The sequence below is a fragment of the Streptomyces sp. NPDC020875 genome (assembly GCF_040641415.1).
GTDB lineage: Bacteria > Actinomycetota > Actinomycetes > Streptomycetales > Streptomycetaceae > Streptomyces.
Genome location: NZ_JBFADP010000018.1, coordinates 24757 through 42072, shown reverse-complemented (window position 1 = coordinate 42072; position 17316 = coordinate 24757). Strand labels below are relative to the sequence as shown.

The following is a 17316-nucleotide window of genomic DNA, read 5'->3' as shown; positions in this document are numbered from 1 at the left end:
CGGTGACGGGGCGCGTTACGGCCGTGCCGCCCCTAGAGCCCCGATAGTCCCCGTGACTGTCGGGGCTCTTTTGCGTTTCACGCTGCCCTAAAACCGCCGCGCAGCCCCGCGAGGGTTCCTAGGCTCGCTCCCATGGACCTACTGACAGACGACGACGTACGCGCCATCCTCGCCCCGCACGCCGACCGGCGCGGAGCCGTGGGCCACCTGCACGACACGGGCGCGATTGACCAGGACACAACGACAGACCTCGGCGCGTTGGTCGTCATCCTGTGCGACGCCGCGCGGTTCGATGACGCGGACCAGGTGGTCAAGGTGATCGGGTACGCCGAGCGAGTCGGCGAGCGACCCCCGGTGAAGGGCTGGCCCAACAGGGCATGAACGTCCCTGCCACATAACACCCCGACCGGCCCCCGATGGCCCCCGTGGTCGTCGGGGGCTCTGTCATGCCCGCACACGGGCGTACAGCGCGTCCCCGGACCCTTGGCGGCCCGCCCTCGGCGCGAGGCTGCCGACCAGCGAGGGGGAAGGGTGTCAAGGTGACGACTTTGACCCTTTTTCTAGGTTCCATAGAAAAACCTAAGAGAAACCAGAATCGGCCCTCAACCCGTCACCTTGACACCCGTCCGCGGCTCCGGGAAACCTCCGCTCCCCTGTAGAGGTAGCAGGAAGGAACGGGTGCGGTCACCGAGGCCGCTGGAAACCTCCGCTCCCCTGTAGAGAGTGAGCCCGGGATTACCGCACACCCGCCGCGCAGGGGGACACGGTGGTCTGAGTGCCCGGGGCTCGACACCAGCTCTGCCCGTGCAGCACGCACCCTCACGGGTGGCCGCAGTGGTCGTGAGGCAGAGCGCGGGGACTGCACCGCTCAACGATGTGCAGTCCCCTTGTCGCCCTCGCCGGCTCGGAGCCGACCAGGACGACACCCGATCTCGCTCCCTTGACCCAGTGGTAGAGGTGCGCCGTACCGGCCCCGTTCGCGGGAGATCCGGGGTACCCGGCAGAGTCCCCGGTTCGACTCCGGGAGGGAGCACGACCAAGACGACAACAGAACAGGGGGCGCACGTGCGCTGTATCGACTGTCCGGCAATCGCGACCCATCGGGGCCGCTGCGAGACTCACCACCGCGCGTACGAGAGTCGGACGCCGGTCCGTGCCCGTGCCCGCCGAGGGCGACGCCGAGCAAAGCGGTTCGACGGCGCGGCTCGGCTCCGTGCCCTGGTCGACGGTCGGGGCTCCGGCTGGTGCGCATGGTGCATGAACGACTTCCGCGCGACCGAGCTTGAGATTGACCATGTCCGGCCGTTGGCCATGGGTGGCGAGGACACGGACAGAAACGTTCATGCACTCTGCGTCGGCTGCCATGGGCTCAAGACGAACACTGAGTTCGGGGGTGCCCGTGTCGACGGCTGACGCGTACGACCAGGCCGTAGCCGAGGGGCTTGGGGGGTGGCTGCCGAACGGGGTCACCCTTGCCGAGTGGCAGCGTCTGTACCGGCCGGTGGCTTGGGTGGATGAGATCCACGTGCACCGCACGGACGACGAGGAACGGCTCCGGGCGGTGTGTGCTGCCATCGCTGCTGCTCCGCTTCCTGAGACCGTGTGGTCCACCAGTACGGCCCCGGTGGGCGAGGACACCCCCCGCCCTGGTCCTGGTGCCCCGTAGACCCCGCCGCCCCTGCACCATCCCCGGGTGCCCCGCTCTGACCCCCCGTGGTGGTCGCTGCCCCGAACACCAGAAGGAAGCAGACAGAGCGCGTGAGGCAGGGGGACGGACGTACGACACGCGGTGGCAGCGCACTCGGCGTGCGTACCTCTACGCGAACCCCTGGTGTGTCCTCTGCGCCGCCCTGGCGAACGTTGCCGACCACCATCCGGTGAGCCGGCGGGACCTGATCGCGAGGGGCGAGCCGAACCCGGACGCGTGGAAGCATCTGCGCCCGCTGTGCGCGCCGTGCCACGGTCGCGAGACGGCTCGGCACCAGCCTGGTGGGTTCGCCGCTGAACGGCGCTCAGAACGCCACTCAGGCGAGCGTCCGCCGTTCTGACGCGGGTGGCCCCGGGCGGGGTCCCCCTGCCCCGCGCCTAAAAGATCGGCAGGGAGGCAAAAAACGCGCGCCGCAGCTACCGCCCTTTGCGCGGGTCCTCGGCGCTGCCCACAGACGACCAGACGACCCGGAAGGGGTGAGGAATGGCGGACCCAACTCGGCGAAAGCCACCGCTACAGGTGATCAGGGAAGGGAACCCGGGCAAGCGGCCCGTATCCGAGGGGGTGCGACTGCCACCCGCCGATCTGGTGGAACCGGATTGGTTCGACGTGTTCGCAGACGTGGGCGGAGTGCAAGGCATCGTGAATCAGCGGTGCCGCACGGTCGCTTCCCGCGAGTGGCGCAGGGTGGTCCCGGTGCTGGAATTCACGGCCGGTGTCGGCACCGTGGACACCAGCACGCTTACGGACTACTGCATCTGCATCGCACGTATCGACCAGTGCGAACGGGAGATATCCACGAACGGCATTTTGATGCTCGGCGAGCGAGGGTGGCAGAAGAACGGCGCGACCACGATTGTGACGCAGTACCGCACGCAGCTTGCCCGGTACATCGGCGAGCTTGGTTTGTCTCCGTCTGCCCGGGGTCGACTGACACCACCGGAAGACAACGGGGACGACGATGACGACGTTTTCGACTGACGATCTTCCGGTCCCGCTCGATGCGTTGCGGGCCCTCGGTCTGGCCGAGGATGACATTGCCGCTGCGTGCCGTTCGCGGCCCCTGGTGGTCGCTGCGCAAGCGAAGGATGCGCCCGGGGCATATTTCGATGTGGCTGCCGCTCGGCGCGCTATACGGGCGATTGAGAAGTTCAAGCACACGAAAGGCCGTTGGGGTCGCTCGCGTTTGAAGCTAGCGCCGTGGCAAGTCGTTTGGGTCGTGGCCCCCATTTTCGGGTGGCTCGCTCATGACCCGGAACTAGGCCGTGCAGTACGCGTGATCCGGTCCGCGTGGATTGAGGTGCCGCGGAAGAACGGTAAGAGCACGCTTTCCAGCGGCATCGGACTGGTGTTGCTGCTCGCCGATCGGGAGATCGGGGCCGAGGTCTACGCGGCAGCCGGCTCGCTTCCGCAAGCGGAAAGAGTCTTTGACGACGCTAAGCGAATGGCTCTGACAAGTCGTGCCGTTCGGGGGCGGGTTGAGGTTCTGCGGGGGCTCATTCGGGTGCCCCGAACCGGGGGCATCTTTCGGGCCCTTAGCAAGATTGCCGAGACCGCGCACGGGCTGAATGTCTCCGGGGCGATTGTCGATGAAGTCCACGTACACAAACGGCGCGACCTTATCGACGCGATCGAGACCGGTACGGGTGCCCGTGATCAGCCGCTGATCATCTTCATTACGACGGCTGATGAGGGTACCGAGGGCAGTATCTACGATGAGAAACACACGTACACCCGCCGTTGCGCGGACAACGTGGTTTCGGATCCTGCCCACTACGGCGTTATCTGGGCTGCCGATGAGAAGGACGACCCGTACGCCGAGGAAACTTGGTACAAGGCAAATCCCGGTTTGGGTGTCTCGCCCTCGCTCGCCTACATGCGCCGTGAGGCTGCTAAGGCCAAGAGCACTCCGAGTTACTTCGCCACCTTCTGTCGTCTGTCTCTCAACAGGCGTATGCGGTCTGCTTCCCGGTGGCTGCCGATCTCCCTTTGGGATGAAGGCAAAGACCCCGTGAACGACAAGGCGTTTCGGTACCGGCGCGCTTGGGGCGGGGTCGACCTTTCCGCAGTGAGCGACCTTTCCGCATGGGTTCTCGCCGTTGAGTCCCGGGTGCCCGGAGTCGAGCTAGAGCTAGTCGCGCGCTTTTGGCTCCCGGAAGAAAGAGCCGATGAGCTAGAGCAACAGCTACAAGTTCCGATCAGGCAATGGGCTGCCGATGGTCTGCTGACACTGACCGAGGGCGACGCGATTGATTATGGCGCGATTGAGCGTCAGATCGTTGAGGACTGTCGACGGCTGGACGTCCAGCGCATCAGCTATGACCGCATGTTCGCGGGGCAGTTGGTCCAGCGAATAGAGAAGAAAACTCGCGGGGTCGACGTAGTCCCGGTGGCGCAGACCTACTTGGGCATGTCCCCCGGGTGCAAAGAGCTTGAAAGGCTGTTGCGCGAGGGACGCATTCGGCACGGCGGTCAACCGGTCTTGCGCTGGAATGCTTCAGTCGTTGAGGTCTACCGGGACGGCAACGACAACATGAGGCCCGTCAAACCGGACCGCGATAAGTCCAGTGCCCGCATCGACGGGATTGCTGCCGCAGTGATGGCCCTTGACGGCTATGTGCGTCGCCCGCTGAAACGTCCTCGCGCCGCGAGTGCCTAGAAACAAAGGGGGGATGCATGACTGAGACACCGCTACAGATGACGATGCGGCTCTACCGCGAGTTGAAATTCCGAGGCCAGAAGGTGCGGCGCTGGTCGGACTACTTCGAGGGCGAACACCCATTGCTCTTTGCCTCGCCGGAATTCAGCACACAAGCCGGGGGGCTTTTCGACGGGTTCTCTGACAATTGGTCTCGGGCAATTGTCATTGCGACCGCCGAGCGACTCAGGCCCCTCGCTTTCCGACTAGAGGATGGGTCGATAGATCAGGTTGCCGCACGGGCGTGGAAGCGTTCAAAGTGCCATGTTCAAGTAAATCTGGCGCTGCTGGATGCACTGATAGCCGGCCGCTCTTACGGGCTGGTGTGGAAACCCGACGGGGTGAACACAGAGATTACCTTTGAGAAAGCTACTCAGGCAATTGTGGAGTATGTTCCGGGTCGTCACCTGCTCCGCGCCGCGGGACTTAAGATCTGGAACGCTCACGATCTTGAGTTTGCCGCACTGTTTACTCCGACGATGGTCTACCGGTGGCAGCGTCCGCGGCGTGCCGGTGGCCAGTGGACCGGGCGAACGGCGGGGCTTTCCCGCGGCGAGCCGAGCCACATTCCCAACCCGCTGCGAGTGGTCCCGCTGGTGGAACTTCCGAATCAAACCCGGCTGGACGCGTCGCCGATTTCCGAGCTTGCTCCGGTCATCCCGCTACAGAACGCGATCAATTCACTGTGGACGCACGTTATGACTGCGTCCGATGAACGAGCACTTCCAGCGCGCGTGGTCCTTGGGATGGACCGACCGGTAAGGGAGATCACCGACCCGGACACGGGTGAAGTGGTCGGCGAGGAGGATGAGCCGCTGGCAAAGTTCCGGTCGGATCGGCTGCTGTGGCTCGAACGCCAGGGCGCGAGTATCGCCGAATTCTCTGCCGCTGATCTCCGGGGATTTCTGGACGTGATCACTCAGGCAGTCGAGCATATCGCGGCGCAGACCCGGACCCCCGCTAGCTACCTGAATAAGAAGCTGATCAATATTCCGGAGTCCGCCGTATCGGCCGATGAGTCCGGCCTGGTCGCCAAGGCATACGAGAGACAGGATCACTTCGGCGCGGGGCTACAGGAAGTCATGCGCTTGGAAGCGCTCGCGGCCGGTGAACCGGGCCGTGCGGACGCTCTCGCCTACGGCTCCGTCGTGTGGCGGGACCCACAATTCCGAACCGATGCACAGTACGCCGATGCGCTGGTCAAGTGGCAAGCCATCGGTGTTCCGGATGAAGCTCTTTGGGAGCGGATTCCGCAAGTCACGCCCGAAGAGATCGGGCGTTGGAAGCGAATGCGGAATGATCAGGCTGCCGCAATCGTCGGTGGGGACATCGCTGGTCTGTACGGGCCCAAGCCTGTCGAGGGCGAGCGGGAACGCGCGGAACCCGTTCCGGAAGCCGCGTAATGGCTGACTCCGGGGCTCTCGCCCTCGCCCGGTACATGGAAGTGCAGGCAACGACGCGGGGCGTTCTAGAGGCGGTACAGGCTCTTTGGCGGGACGTGCCGCCGGACCGGATCCTTGCCGCTATGGCGGGTGAGACCGGGCGGCAAATCCTCGCTGCGGTCATGTCGGGACAACTGTCCGTGGCTGCTGGTGCTCAGGCTTTCGTCACCGGTGCGATGCTCGCTCAGGGTGCGGCAGCCGGCCCGGTCGGAATGCTCGCTCCGGAAAGGCTTGCGGGTATTGCCGCGGACGGTCGACCCCTCGCAACCATGCTGTATCTGCCTGCGATTCGGACCGCTCAGGCTCTTGCCCTCGGAGCAGCGCCGGAAGTCGCTTCGCTCGCGGGGCTGAATCAGATGGCAACCATGGTGGGGACAACGCTTTCCGACACCGCCCGTACGGCTACGTCCGTCGCCATGACTGCTGAACCCCGGTGCCGTTTCTACGTACGCGTCGTACGACTTCCTGCTTGCGCCCGGTGCATCATCCTTGCCGGTCGGCAGTACACGTACAGCGAGGGTTTCAAACGGCACCCTCGCTGTGATTGCAGCGTGGAGCCGATGACCGATCGGGAATGGCGAGCGAGCAAGGGTCCGGAAGATCTCTTCCGGGAGATGAGCCCCGAGGAACAGCACAAGCGGCTAGGGGCCGCGGGGGTCAAGGCACTTGAGGCGGGGGCCGATCTCGGGCAGATCATCAACTCACGCCGAGGAATGGCTACCGCGCTCACCAGCCGAGGACCGCTGCGCATGACTGTCGAGGGCACGACCAGACGCGGTATCGGCGCGAAAGCGATGCGCAGCGATCTGGAGAAATTGGCAGGGCGCCGCTACGTACGGACCACTCAGGCGCGGCTTATGCCCGAGGCCATATTCAAGCTCGCGGGAGACGACCGCGAACACCAAATCGCCATGCTCAAAAAACACGGATACATCGTCTAGAAGGAGATTCACATATGGCTGACGACCCGACTCCGGGCACGACCGGCGACCCGACGAAGAGGGACCCGAACCCGGCTCCGGCTCCGACCGGCGACCCGCAGGGGGACCCGGGTGTGAAGCCCGGGGGCGACGACCAGGGCGCCAAGGGCGACGCGTCCGCCGAGCTGGTGACCGAGCGTGCCGCCCGTGCTGCCGCAGAGAAGAGGGCGACCGAGGCTGAGGCGGAAGCGTCTCGGCTCCGGCGCTCGAACGCTGCGCAGAAGGGGACCGACCTTGACGCGCTCCGGACAGAGGTTCGGCAGGAGTTCACGGAACAGCTCGTTCGCGCGGAGATCCGGGCGGCTGCCGCGGGGAAGCTCCGAGACCCCGCGGACGCTCTCGCACTGCTTGATGTGTCGGCCCTCGCCGGCTCCGGGGGTGACATCGACGTAGCGGCGGTGGCTGCTGCGGTCGCAGAGCTGGTGAAGAACAAGCCGTACCTTGCGGCTGCCGAGACCGCGGGCACTGCCCCGACCGGCGCGGCGGCCCCGTGGGGTGATGTGGGCGCGGGACCGCGCGGCAAGACCGGCGAGACCGAGCCTGACAGCCCGCTGGAGCGACTGAACGGCGCAGAGCGTAATAACGGGGCGAAGTAGATCACCTCCAATCCGTCCACCCGCAGGGGCTTTCCCGACAAACGGAAAGCCTCATATTCCTACCGAAACCAAGGAGTTAAGTCCAATGGCGATCAGCCTTGCAGAGTCGGCAAAGCTCTCCACCGACGATCTTCAGCGTGGAATTGTCGAGACCTTCGTTCAGGAATCACCTATCCTTGACCGACTGCCCCTTATGACCATCGAGGGGAACGCTTATGCGTACAATGCCGAGGCCACGCTGCCAGGTGTGGAATTCCGGGGCGTGAACGAGCCGTACAGCGAGTCTACGGGCACCGTGAACACCAAGACGGAGTCGCTGGTAATTCTGGGCGGTGACGCCGACCTTGACACGTTTATTGCGCAGACGCGCAGCAACATCAATAACCAGCGAGCGCTTCAGGAGACGCTCAAGGTTAAGGCCGCTGCTTATCGGTTCCAGGACGCTTTCTTCAACGGCGACACCGTGACCGATCCGAAGGGTTTCGATGGATTGCGTAAGCGACTGGTGGGCCGTCAGGTTCTTTCGGCAGGCCCCAACGGAATGGGCCCGATCGCCGGTGGGCACGATTTCTTTGACGCTCTCGATGCCCTGATTGCGCAGGTCCCCGGCCTGAATGCCAGTAATGGTGCCCTTTACGCGAACCGACGGGTCATCGCCAAGATTCAGTCTTCGGCGCGTCGGCTGGGCGGTTTCGAACTGGTTAAGGAAGCGTTGACCGGTAAGCTCGTGGCCACCTATCAGGGCATTGCGCTGCTGGACCCGGGGCAAACTGCTGCGGGGCTCGACATTCTTCCTACAACAGAGACCCAGGGTACGGCGACCGATGCCAGTTCCATTTACGCGGTGCGGTTCGGGCGCAGCGAGGGGGACAAGGCGGTTACCGGGCTGACCAATGGTGGGGTCAAGGTGCGTGATCTCGGTGAACTGGACAGCAAGCCTGCCTACCGAACCCGCATTGAGTTCTTCTGTGGCGTCGCCATCTTCGGCGGGCAGGCTGCCGCTCGCCTTAACGGCGTTCTCGTCAAGTAGGGCCGCGAGGATGCCACCGCGTAAGCGTGCTGGTGCGTCCGCCCCGAAACTCCCGCATGAGGACTGGTGTCCGCCCTCGCCGAGGATTGAGGGCTTTCCGGCCCCTGATTCCGGCGAGGGGTCGCGGACGGTTGTCCGGTGCATGGAGTGCGGCGCACAGGAATTCAAGGAATAAGGGGGCGGGAATTATGGTGCTGCCCCCTCTCGCATCGCTGGACCAGCTCGCCAGCTGGATGCAGCGGGACCGTGTCGAGCTGCCCGCGGGTGCCCCCGTGGTGCTCGATGTCGCTTCCGACGTTGTCCGTCGCGAGGCTCGACAGAACTTCACCCGGGGGACCAGCTCGGCGACGCTCTACCCGGACCGGGGGGCGGTGGTGCTGCCTCAGCGTCCCGTGATCAGTGTCCAGTCGGTACGGCGCGGGGCCGAGCTGGTCCCCGCCGACCGGTGGCGCTTGGTCCGGGACCGGGTGCACGTCCTCGGCGACCAGGCCGTGCACGTCACCTACACCCATGGGTACGCGACCGTGCCCGGGGATGTCCTCGCGGTGGTGCTCACCCTCGCGGCCCGGGTCCTCGGCAACCCGCGGGATCTGAGACAAGAAAGCGTGGGTTCGGTCTCGGTCACCTACTCCGCGGAGACGATCGGCGCGTCCCTCGCCCCCGCGGACAGAGACCTACTCGCCCGGTACCGGCGACGCGTCGCGGTGGTGAAGCTCCGGTGACTTTCCTCTACACAGAGACCGTGGTGGTGATCCGTGCCGCCCTGGTGGTCGACCGGTACGGCAACAGCGTCCGGGACTGGTCCTCGGCGACCAGGACGACCGTGCGCCGAGTCTCCGTCCAGCCGGACGCGTCGACCGAGGGCACCGGGGACCGTCCGGTCATCGTCACCGGGTGGCGACTGACCACCCGGACCGGGGTCGACATCGACCTAGAGCCCGGGGACCGCATCGAGCACGCGGGTCGGCTCCGGGAAATCGACGGCGACGCTGCCCGGTACGTCCTCGGCGGGGTCCACCACCACACAGAGGTACGGCTACGGGAGGTGACCGGATGAGATTCCGCCCGAATCGCCGAGGAATCAGCAGTCTTGCGAAATCGGATGGTGCAGGGGCAGCCGTTCGCCGAGCTGCCGAGCGGATTGCCGAGAGCGCCGAGGGCGATTTCCGTACCGACTCGGCTCTAGGTCCCCGCCGTTGGCGTGCCGCAGTGATCGGCAACTACGACAAGCACGGGGACGCCGAGGGGACCCGGGCGGCACTGCTGCGGGGTCTGGACGGGGGCGGGGAATGAACCGCCCGGTCATTGTCATGCCGGATGCGGTGGCGGTGGTGGTCGGCTATCTCCGCCCCGCCCTCGCGGCTGCTGGCGAACCCGTCCCCGTGGTGTCCCGCGTCCCATCGGACCGGTCTAAGAAGTTCGTTCGCGTTCAGCGGGTCGGGGGTCTTCAACAGACGGTCGTATCCGATCGTCCTCGGCTCGATATCCACGCGTGGGCCGACACCGAATCGGGGGCGGCTGATCTGGTCGCCCTGGTGCGCGGACTGCTCGGAGCAATGCCCGGAGTCCGCGGCGGGGTCCCCGTCTACCGGGTGACCGAAGTAGGGGGCCCGCAGTGGCTGCCCGACTCCGAATCGTCCTCGCCCCGCTACGCAATCGCGGTGGAAATACACATGCGGGGACGCGTTCTTTAACTGCTGCGTCGAGCCCCTGGTGAGGCTCCGCGGCTCTCTCTGCTGCGTCGAGGATGCTCCGCAGCCATTTCCCAAGGAACAGCTTTGGCACTCAATGCGAATGCCGTGCGCGTTGCGATCACGGGTGCGGCGTATGTCGCCCCGGCCAAGACCGTAATGCCCACGGACTCTACAACCAACTGGCCGGCTGCCGCTGTTGATATCGGCTGGATCTCTGACGACGGAATCACCGAATCCAACTCGGCAGAATCCAGCGAAATCAAGGGATGGCAGGGCGGCCAGACCGTCCGCAAGGTCATTTCGTCCAGCGAGATGACGTTCTCTTTCACGTGCATCGAGACCAGCAAGACGGTTCTAGAGCTTTACCACAAGGGCTCAAAGGTGGTTACGGCCACCGGCAAGCACGCACTTGCCATCAAGGCCCCGGGGCCGGACCGGCGCGCTTACGGATTCGACGTTATCGACGGCACCAGTCATATCCGGGTTGTGATCCCGGATGGTGAGGTAACGGAAACCGGGGACATTACCTACAAGGGTGATGAAGCGGTTGCCTACGAAATTACCGTGACTGCCTATCCCGGTCCTGATGGCACCGTGGCAATCAAGTACAGCAATGACCCCGCATGGGGTTCGACTCCCGCGCCGTAATGCGTCGCTGAAACGTATCGTCTACACAGTAAAGGAATGTCAACATGAGCGACGCATTCGACCTCAATGCATGGGTGAATGAGGCCCGGCGCGAGCCCTTCCGCTTCACCCTCGCCGATACTGAGTTCACCCTTACCCCCGCGGGGGAGCTGGACAAGGGGATTCTTAAGGCGGTCAATCTGGACGCGCCGAGCGCTCCGGATATTGAGAACCTTCTCAGGGCTGGTCTCGGTGACCAGTGGCCCCATTTCGATTCCCTTCCCGCGCCCCTCGCTGCCCTCGGCGAACTGTTCCGCCGTTGGCAGCGCCATGAGGGGGCGGCGCTGGGGGAATCTCCGGCCTCTGCCGACTCCTGAGTGAGCACGGAGAGGCAATAGAGGCAGACCTACAGCGCTACTACCAGACCGATATCCGGGACCTTTTCCGGCCCGGTACGGGACTCACATGGCGACGGCTCCGTGCCCTGGTGCTGAACCTTCCGCCCGATTCGGCATTGGGCCGGACGATAGCCGGTCCGGATGGTGCGTGGACGCTGGAAACGCAGCTGCTCGCGGCGATTCATGACCGGGTTGCCGAGGGCAATTGGCAGCGCGGTAATGCAGGGTCCAAGAGTCCGGGCCGGCGACCGTCGCCCATTCCGCGGCCAGGGGTCGGCACGGGCCGGATAGGCGGCACAGACCGGAGCCCGAAGGAAGTCGCTGGATACCTCGCGCGATACCAGCCGGAACCGGGGGGTGATGGCTGATGGCCGTTGAAGTCGGCATGGGCTACGTGTCCGTCGTACCGGAAGTCCAAGGCTTTGCGGCGGAGCTACAGCAGCAAGTCACCGGACCCGCGGACGCTGCGGGACAGAATGCCGGGCAACAGGCCGGTACGGGTTTCTCCGGGGCAATGGGCGGAGCCCTGAAAGGCGGATTGGCTGCCGTTGGCGCGGCTGCCGTTGCGGTGCTGGTCGGGGGCTTCACAAAGGCTCTTGACCAGTCGGCTATCCCGGGCAAAATCCAAGCTCAGTTGGGGTCGACACCCAAGGAAGCGGAGCGCTACGGCAAGGTCGCCGGTGATCTCTACGCACACGGGATAACTGATTCCGTGCAGGATGCCGCGGCGGCTGTTGCGTCCGTGATGCGGTCCGGCATTCTGCCACCGGACGCGACCAACAAGCAGATAGACGCCATTACGGCTAAGGTCTCGAACCTTTCCAGCACATTCGAGCTGGACCTTGGTCAGACCGCTAATGCGGTTGGCCAGATGTTGAAAACCGGTATCGCCGAAGACGGTACGGAAGCGCTCGACCTTATGACGGTCGCCATGCAAAAGATGGGGCCGCGCGCTGACGACCTCAGCGACACCATGAATGAGTACAGCACCAAATTCCGGGACCTTGGTCTCTCCGGCGCTGATGCGATGGGCCTTATGGCTCAGGGTATGGCTGCTGGTGCGAGGGATACCGATACGGTCGCCGACGCTCTGAAGGAATTTCAGATCAGAGCGACGGATGGCAGTAAAGCCAGCAAGGAAGCCTACGAAGCGATCGGCCTAAGCGCCGAAGGAATGACCAAGAAAATCGCGGGTGGCGGTGCTGGTGCTCGCGAGGGACTGCAACAGGTTCTCGATGGAATCAAGGCCATTAAGGACCCTGCCGAGCGGAATGCCGTAGCGGTCGGGCTTTTCGGCACTAAGGCTGAAGACCTCGGCGAGGCACTTTTCGCAATGGATCCCAGTACCGCCGTAAAGGCACTGGGAGACACTGCGGGCGCGGCAGGCAAGATGGGTGATGCGCTGCATTCCGGTGCGGGTGCCAAGCTCGAAATGTTCAAGCGTCAGACGGAAATGGCTGTCGTAAATTTCATGGGCAACCATGTCATTCCGGCCTTGATGTCCGCAGGGTCCGCAACGCGCGAATTCTTCGCCCCGGCTTTCCGAGTGGCAGGCGAAGCTGCGAGGACCCTCATGGGAGCTTTCTCGAATTCGGGTGCACTTTCCGGATTCGGGAGTACCGCCGCAAGCGTGGGTGGCGTCCTCCGGACCGATCTCGCGCCCGGAGTCCGAGGCATCATCAACGAGTTCCAAAGCCGGTTTATACCTGCGCTTTCGGGCATGTGGTCTGTCGTATCGGGTCAGGTTCTTCCGGCCCTCGGTGGCCTCGCTTCTACGGTCGGCGGTGCGGTTAGCTCCACGCTTTCCGGGCTCGGCCAAATTCTTCTGGAAACCGTGTGGCCCGCCGCCATGCGAATACACTCGGCGTTCTCCGAGAATGTAAAGCCGGTTCTCGCCGAGCTGTCGAACTTCATATCAGAGCGGGTATCCCCTGCGGTGCAGATGATCGGCAGCCGCCTTGCCGAGCTGGTACAGAAGTCGCAGCCCGTCATATCCGTCGTGACCACGATCATTACGTGGCTCGGTCGGCTCGCGGCAGGCATCCTCGGCGCAGTGATCCCGGTCGTAATCCGCCTCGCCGGACCCATTTTCTCGGCCCTGTTCTCCGCCCTCGGAACGGCTATCAGATGGATAGGCAACACCATCGGGTTTATCGGCGCGCTCGGACAGGCTTTCATCGGGGCCGTGCGATGGGTCGCCGATTTCGGTACGAACTCGCGCAAGAAACTGGGCGAGTTCACCGACTGGATGCGAGGACTGCCCGGGACGATCTCGCGGAACCTCGGCGACTTCGGGAAGCTGCTCGTTGGCCAGGGCGCCGACCTCGCACGGGGTATCTGGGAGGGCATCAATGGAATGGGCCGGTGGCTCCGGGACAAGCTCATATCGTGGGCAAAGTCCGCGATTCCTGGGCCCATTGCAGACGCGCTCGGAATCAATTCTCCGTCCACTCTGCTCCGGGATGAAGTCGGCCGGTGGCTGCCCCCGGGTGTCATTGAAGGTGTGGACGACGCACAACCCGCGCTGGACGCGCGGCTAAGGGCCATGGTCACCGTGCCGGATATTCGCCCCGCGAGGGCTCCGGGAATCCTCCGGGCACCCGCAGGGACCGGCGTTCGGGATCCGGGGCTTACGGCACTGCTGAAGGCTCTGGAAGACGACCGAGGGCGAGAGATCGTGGTCCGCGTTGGTGAGACCGAGATTGCTCGTGCGGTCGCCGGTGGAAACCGCCAACTTGCACGGAGGTGAACAGATGTGGATTGGTCGGCCCGGAGCGCTCCGGGAGATCAAAGACGGAGCATCGAGTTTCGACCGGTCGCCGGATTTGAACGTGTCGGAGTTCCGGGCCCTTTCCGGGGGTGTCACCACGTGGGCACCCCCGGTTCAGCCCCGTCGGCTCAAGCTCGGGTGGGGGTCGATGGAGCCGGGCGACGTGCGGCACCTGGACCGGCTCGCCCGACGGCTGGACGGTCCGGGACCGATAGCGGTGGTGGACCCACTCGCCGGCTCGATGCTCGGCGGGCACCAGGGCGACGGAACCGGCTCGCCCTCGGCATGGTCCTGGTCCGGGTCGGACATCGAGTTGTCGGGGGGTACGACCGGCACGGCCCCCGTCACCGCGACGGTCAAGACCGTCCCCGCGTCGAACGGTCCTGATCTCTTCTGGCAACACCCTCGGTGGTACGGGTTCCCGGTGGCCCCCGGGATGGTTGTCACGTGGTGGGCTCCGGGGCTGGTCGCCGCGGGGGCTCCGGTCGCCATGCTGCGGATTCAGTGGATCGATGCCGCGGGGGCCGTGACGGGTACGGCCACGCAGAACGGCACGGCACCGCTTGTGCAACAGGTACCGGTGAACACTGCGTACGCGCGACCCGTTGTGCGGTTCTCCGCCCTCGGCGCGTGGCCGATCGGGCGTTCCGTGCTTGCCCTCGGCGACGTGTCCTCGGCCTTGGTCGCAGGGGACGTTCCGCACGGCGAGGGGAGTCCGCCGTACAGCATCACGAGATACGGCCACGGAGCCGCACCCGGTGACGGCCGATGGCGGGACATCTCTCTAGAGCTGGTGGAGGTAGCCCAGTGAGACCCACGGATCCCGCCCTCACGGCGGCACTCGCGGCCGGTGAACGGAGCGCGTCGACCACGGCACGGCTCGGCGGTCACAACTTCCGTCCACAGATAGCGAGTTGGAAACTGGACCGGGGATACGGAACCGATCTTCCCTCGGCGCTGCGAGCGTTTTCCGGCACCAGTGCCGCACAGCTTGACGCGGTGATCACCGGGACCGGGGGGCAGCCGGCTCCGGCGCTCTACGGCCCGTGGGCTCCCCGGTCGACCGGCGATGCGGTCCGGCCCGGACAGTCCGTTGTCCACGGATGGGGGCTCGGCTCGACCACGCTCGACACGTTCCGGGGGACTGTCCGGTCTCGCTCCGCTTCGCACGGAGCCGATACGGTTTCGGTCGCTGCCCTCGACGGCGCGGAGCGCCTGAGAATGCCCGCCCGCCTTCCCCGCCCCGCCGGTGGGATTGATACGGCCACACCCTTTGGTCCGGCAACCAATTGGGTGGCCTCGCCGACATGGTGCGTCGACCACCTGATACGCGGCGCGGGTATCCACACGTGTCCGCCGCCCCGTGGGGACGCGCTTCTGTACGCCAGTTTGCACGGCGGCGCCGCAGCGAACATCGGGTACCTCAAAGATCTCTCCGGAGACTGGTCGCAGTGGACCAAGACCGGTGCACCGTGGGAATGCGCGGTGGAGGGGGCTCTCAACGGGCAGACCCGCGCAACCTACACGCCTAGAACACGCTCGACTAACGGCAATCTGCATGGCGGCGGATTTCTCTATGAAATCTGGATAGACAATCTCGGCGCGCGCGGAGATCAGACCATGGACATGGGCGTTTCCTGGACCCATACTCTGGGCTCCGTGGTGTACACGAATATGACCATCGACTTCAGAGGCAAGCTCACGTTCTCCGCGGGGGCGAACAGCGTACCCGCCAATAACCCTTCCGTTGCCTGGACATACTCGGACCTGAATCGCCATGGCGGCCGATGGCACATAGCGCTTTGGCTCACCTTTACGCCGGAGTGGTATCCGAAAATCGAAGGAGCTATCACTTTCCCTACGGGGCAGGTGATCAACATCAATCCGGGGTGGATAACCTCCACCACTGTCGGTATCGCCACGATGGCTGATATCTCGGTACGGCTGGGAGGAGGGATGAGGGCCGAGGCACTGCAACTGTCCAGCCGGTTGAGCAAACCCGCAACGCCAGCTGAGTACACGCAGGCGGGTAACTGGACCAAAACAGCTTCACTCGACGCCCCTGACACCCCGGTGCGCGTCATTCCCGTCGTCACTGGAACGGCGTGGGAAGCCATTACAAGTATCGCCAATGCGTCACTCAGTACGGCAGAATTCGACGCGGACGGGATCTTCCGGTGGAGGGGGCGCCGACGCTGGGAAGTGCAGCCCACAGCACCTGATCTCACAGTGACGACGCGACGGGAAATCGCGTCGCTCACCACACGTGAGGAAATTGATGCATGCCGGAATGTGTGCTCTGTGAAGTGGCAGCACTGGTGGCGCGTCACAGCAAACAAAACCTCCCGGAAGTGGGCGACGCTCATACGGCGCATCGACCCCCTCACGTCCTACACCATCTGGTGGTATATCGCAGATGATGAGCTGGACACCCCTCCGCCGCCTACTACTCGGACCGTGGGCGCCGAGGGAATCCGTTTCACGACAGAGAATTCTGAAACGGCGCCGACAATAAGCGGCCTGGTCGACGTAAGCACCGAACGGCGCGACGGGAAACTTTTCCTCACCATGTACAACCGTGGCAGCCAAGCAGTGTGGCTGCGAGGTGAGAACGGCGGCCCGTCCGTTTCCATTGTGACACCAACCGTGGAAGGAACTCCGTCCGATTTCTGGTCGACGTACTACCACGCTCAAAGCCAGGAAAGATACGGCGTCCAGGCATATATGCACGACCCTGAAGGGTGGGTACAGGATGCCGTCTCTGCTGAATCTCTCGCGGCATCTCTACTGTCAGCCGGTGCCCTCCCCGCGCCACTGCTTGCGGATATGGAAATACTCGCAGACCCGCGCATTGAACTAGGGGACGTTGTTCGGGTGATTGATTCCTTCGGTGCAGAATTGGACACCCTTGCGTGGGTCGTCGGCATCAAAACGAGCGGGGACAGCGACGGTGTACGGCAGATTCTGACACTGCGGGGAACTGCCTCCAACGGGCTGCCCGTGGACGCAGGGCTGACACCCGACCCGCCCGTAAAACCGGGAGCATTGCTATCGACATGAACAGAGACCCGGCCAGCCGGAACAATCCAGAGGATGAACCCCTCGGTGTTGTAAGCATCGGTGCCCGTGAAATCTATGACGAGGTTTTGGGGCTCCGGGGCGACGTGCAAGCCCTCGGACAGCAAGGCGAATCCGTAGAGGAGACGCTAGAGGATCACGAGACCCGTATCCGAGGACTTGAGGGCGACCGAGGGAAGTTCGTCATTCCCGCCACGGTGATTACCGCAGTGGCGACCGTAGTTGCTGCGGGTCTCGCCGTGGCAAAGATCGCAGGCAGCCCGTAGAGCCGAACAACCACAGATACCAGCCCCGT

At 64.4% G+C, this 17316-nt stretch carries 16 protein-coding genes and 1 tRNA gene; all 17 read left to right on the top strand.

The window, feature by feature from the left end; translation table 11 throughout:
* Positions 1-132 precede the first annotated feature (132 nt).
* Complete coding sequence (locus AB0G74_RS12775; protein ID WP_361144296.1) at positions 133-381, top strand: hypothetical protein; 249 nt, start codon at positions 133-135, stop codon at positions 379-381.
* 553 nt (positions 382-934) lie between these two features.
* Positions 935-1033, top strand: a tRNA-OTHER gene (locus AB0G74_RS12770).
* 224 nt (positions 1034-1257) lie between these two features.
* Entirely contained in the window at positions 1258-1413 is a 156-nt protein-coding gene (locus tag AB0G74_RS12765; protein ID WP_361144293.1) for an HNH endonuclease, read from the top strand.
* 859 nt (positions 1414-2272) lie between these two features.
* A complete protein-coding gene (locus tag AB0G74_RS12760) occupies positions 2273-2689 on the top strand; it encodes a phage terminase small subunit P27 family (protein WP_361144290.1) in 417 nt (138 codons plus the stop codon).
* A complete protein-coding gene (locus AB0G74_RS12755) occupies positions 2670-4367 on the top strand; it encodes a terminase TerL endonuclease subunit (RefSeq protein WP_361144287.1) in 1698 nt (565 codons plus the stop codon). Before AB0G74_RS12760 ends, AB0G74_RS12755 begins: the two co-directional genes overlap by 20 nt.
* 17 nt (positions 4368-4384) lie before the next feature.
* Positions 4385-5809, top strand: coding sequence for a phage portal protein (locus AB0G74_RS12750; RefSeq protein WP_361144284.1), 1425 nt, complete (start codon positions 4385-4387; stop codon positions 5807-5809).
* Between the two features lie 122 nt (positions 5810-5931).
* Complete coding sequence (locus AB0G74_RS12745; RefSeq protein WP_361144282.1) at positions 5932-6789, top strand: hypothetical protein; 858 nt, start codon at positions 5932-5934, stop codon at positions 6787-6789.
* A 14-nt stretch (positions 6790-6803) separates the two neighbouring features.
* Complete coding sequence (locus tag AB0G74_RS12740; RefSeq protein WP_361144279.1) at positions 6804-7424, top strand: hypothetical protein; 621 nt, start codon at positions 6804-6806, stop codon at positions 7422-7424.
* An 85-nt stretch (positions 7425-7509) separates the two neighbouring features.
* A complete protein-coding gene (locus AB0G74_RS12735) occupies positions 7510-8454 on the top strand; it encodes a major capsid protein (RefSeq protein WP_361144276.1) in 945 nt (314 codons plus the stop codon).
* Between the two features lie 188 nt (positions 8455-8642).
* The gene (locus AB0G74_RS12730) at positions 8643-9176 is read left to right on the top strand and encodes a hypothetical protein (RefSeq protein ID WP_361144273.1); all 534 of its coding nucleotides are present in this window, start codon (positions 8643-8645) and stop codon (positions 9174-9176) included.
* A complete protein-coding gene (locus AB0G74_RS12725; protein WP_361144270.1) occupies positions 9173-9511 on the top strand; it encodes a hypothetical protein in 339 nt (112 codons plus the stop codon). The genes AB0G74_RS12730 and AB0G74_RS12725 overlap by 4 nt, the downstream gene beginning before the upstream one ends.
* A gap of 721 nt (positions 9512-10232) precedes the next feature.
* Positions 10233-10796 (top strand): hypothetical protein, encoded by a 564-nt coding sequence (locus AB0G74_RS12720; protein ID WP_361144267.1) that lies wholly within the window; start codon positions 10233-10235, stop codon positions 10794-10796.
* A gap of 44 nt (positions 10797-10840) precedes the next feature.
* Positions 10841-11152, top strand: coding sequence for a hypothetical protein (locus AB0G74_RS12715; protein WP_361144264.1), 312 nt, complete (start codon positions 10841-10843; stop codon positions 11150-11152).
* A gap of 388 nt (positions 11153-11540) precedes the next feature.
* On the top strand, positions 11541-13922 hold the full coding sequence (locus AB0G74_RS12710) for a phage tail tape measure protein (RefSeq protein ID WP_361144261.1): 2382 nt from the start codon (positions 11541-11543) through the stop codon (positions 13920-13922).
* Positions 13923-13926: 4 nt separating this feature from the next.
* Entirely contained in the window at positions 13927-14754 is an 828-nt protein-coding gene (locus AB0G74_RS12705) for a hypothetical protein (RefSeq protein ID WP_361144259.1), read from the top strand.
* Positions 14751-17003, top strand: coding sequence for a hypothetical protein (locus tag AB0G74_RS12700; protein ID WP_361144256.1), 2253 nt, complete (start codon positions 14751-14753; stop codon positions 17001-17003). Before AB0G74_RS12705 ends, AB0G74_RS12700 begins: the two co-directional genes overlap by 4 nt.
* Positions 17000-17287, top strand: coding sequence for a hypothetical protein (locus AB0G74_RS12695; protein ID WP_361144254.1), 288 nt, complete (start codon positions 17000-17002; stop codon positions 17285-17287). Before AB0G74_RS12700 ends, AB0G74_RS12695 begins: the two co-directional genes overlap by 4 nt.
* Positions 17288-17316: the final 29 nt, after the last annotated feature.

Excerpts from the sequence above, each read along its gene's own strand:
- AB0G74_RS12745 (WP_361144282.1), top strand. The coding sequence starts at position 5,932 with ATGGCGGGTGAGACCGGGCGGCAAATCCTCGCTGCGGTCATGTCGGGA.
- AB0G74_RS12755 (WP_361144287.1), top strand. The coding sequence starts at position 2,670 with ATGACGACGTTTTCGACTGACGATCTTCCGGTCCCGCTCGATGCGTTG.
- AB0G74_RS12775 (WP_361144296.1), top strand. The coding sequence starts at position 133 with ATGGACCTACTGACAGACGACGACGTACGCGCCATCCTCGCCCCGCAC.
- AB0G74_RS12715 (WP_361144264.1), top strand. The coding sequence starts at position 10,841 with ATGAGCGACGCATTCGACCTCAATGCATGGGTGAATGAGGCCCGGCGC.
- AB0G74_RS12750 (WP_361144284.1), top strand. The coding sequence starts at position 4,385 with ATGACTGAGACACCGCTACAGATGACGATGCGGCTCTACCGCGAGTTG.
- AB0G74_RS12695 (WP_361144254.1), top strand. The coding sequence starts at position 17,000 with ATGAACAGAGACCCGGCCAGCCGGAACAATCCAGAGGATGAACCCCTC.
- AB0G74_RS12735 (WP_361144276.1), top strand. The coding sequence starts at position 7,510 with ATGGCGATCAGCCTTGCAGAGTCGGCAAAGCTCTCCACCGACGATCTT.
- AB0G74_RS12730 (WP_361144273.1), top strand. The coding sequence starts at position 8,643 with ATGGTGCTGCCCCCTCTCGCATCGCTGGACCAGCTCGCCAGCTGGATG.
- AB0G74_RS12765 (WP_361144293.1), top strand. The coding sequence starts at position 1,258 with ATGAACGACTTCCGCGCGACCGAGCTTGAGATTGACCATGTCCGGCCG.
- AB0G74_RS12740 (WP_361144279.1), top strand. The coding sequence starts at position 6,804 with ATGGCTGACGACCCGACTCCGGGCACGACCGGCGACCCGACGAAGAGG.
- AB0G74_RS12710 (WP_361144261.1), top strand. The coding sequence starts at position 11,541 with ATGGCCGTTGAAGTCGGCATGGGCTACGTGTCCGTCGTACCGGAAGTC.
- AB0G74_RS12705 (WP_361144259.1), top strand. The coding sequence starts at position 13,927 with ATGTGGATTGGTCGGCCCGGAGCGCTCCGGGAGATCAAAGACGGAGCA.